The sequence below is a fragment of the Streptomyces sp. XY431 genome, from assembly GCF_001279805.1.
Taxonomy (GTDB): Bacteria; Actinomycetota; Actinomycetes; order Streptomycetales; family Streptomycetaceae; genus Kitasatospora; species Kitasatospora purpeofusca.
Map to the genome: position 1 here is coordinate 1 of NZ_LGDO01000263.1, position 1337 is coordinate 1337.

Below are 1337 nucleotides of genomic sequence, written 5' to 3' on the forward strand. Positions count from 1 at the left end.
ACCCCCGACGCCGCCCCCGAGCCCCGCCCCACCGACGACACCGGCCCCGGCCGCTACGCCGAACTCCTCGGCCAGCAGAACGCCCACCTCGTCGCCCAGGCCGTCATCGCCCTCGTCGAGACCGGCCGGCTCTGGCAGGCCCACGGCCTCGCCCGCGCCGTCGCCGCCGACCGGGCCCGGGACTCCTGGGAATGGAACGAGTACCTCTACTCCCGGGGTCTGCTCCGGCTCGCCTCCGGCGAACCCGCCGAAGCCCTCGCCGACCTCCTGGAGTGCGGCCGCCGCCAGGGCGAACGCCAGGTCCGCAGCCCCATCGTCACCCCCTGGCGCTCCGCCGCCGCCGAATGCCACCTCCAGCTCGGCGAACCCGGCCCCGCCGTCGCCCTCGCCGAGGAGGAACTCCGCCTCGCCCGGATCTGGGGCACCGCCCGCACCGTCGGCCGGGCCCTGCGCACCCTCGCCGCCGCCACCGGCGGCCGGCACGGCCTCGACCTCGCCGCCGAGGCCGTCCTGCTGCTGCGCACCGCCGAGATCGACACCGAACTCGTCCCCGCCCTCATCACCTACGGCCGGCTGCTCGGCGACGGCGGCCGGCGCGGCGCCGCCCGGCGGGCCCTGCGCGAGGCCGCCGGGCGCGCCGAACGCCTCGGCGCCGTCCGGCAGCGGGCCGCCGCGCTGGAGGCCCTGCGGGTCTCCGGCGCGCGGATCGGCCGCGGCGACCACGCCGGGGCGGAGGCGCTCACCGACAGCGAACTGCGGATCTGCCGGCTCGCCGCCGCCGGGCACTCCAACGCCGAGATCGCCGCCATGCTGCACCTCGCGGTGCGGACGGTGGAGACCCACCTCACCAACAGCTTCCGCAAGCTGGGGGTGCGCCGCCGACTCGAACTGCCCGGCGCGCTGGAAGCCTGACGGGACGGGCGGTGGTGCGGGCCGGGCATGCGAACGGCCCCGGTCCGCGGGGGACCGGGGCCGTTCAGCTCCTGCCTCGACGCTGTCAGGAGGCCGGCACCAGGGCCGCCATCTCGTCCACCGCCCGGGCCAGTTCGGCCGCCGGGTCGACCCCGTCCGCCGCCCACGGCTGCCAGGTCAGCGCCCGCAGGTAGCCGTCCACCGCCAGCGGCAGCCGCCGCCGGACGATCGGCTCGGTGGTCGGCCCCGGCCCGGCGGTGCGCAGCCGCGCCAGCAGCCCCGGCACGTTCGCCGACGACGGCAGCGGCGCCGAGCCGACGAACGCCGCCAGCTCCTCCAGCTGCGGCCAGAGCCCCGACGGGGCCGGGGCCGGGGCCGGGGCCGGGGCCGGGGCCGGGGACGCCGGGGCCGCCCGGGGCGCCTCC

1 protein-coding gene and 1 pseudogene are annotated in these 1337 nt (G+C 79.5%); one reads left to right on the forward strand and one right to left on the reverse strand.

The features are described from left to right. Nucleotides 1–912 (forward strand): helix-turn-helix transcriptional regulator (locus tag ADK60_RS22915; protein WP_045940273.1); only part of this gene is annotated, 912 nt, incomplete at its 5' end. 85 nt (nt 913–997) lie between these two features. On the opposite strand, the pseudogene ADK60_RS22920 reads toward ADK60_RS22915, so the two are convergent. Next, nucleotides 998–1337: pseudogene (locus tag ADK60_RS22920) on the reverse strand (hypothetical protein); the annotation flags it as partial.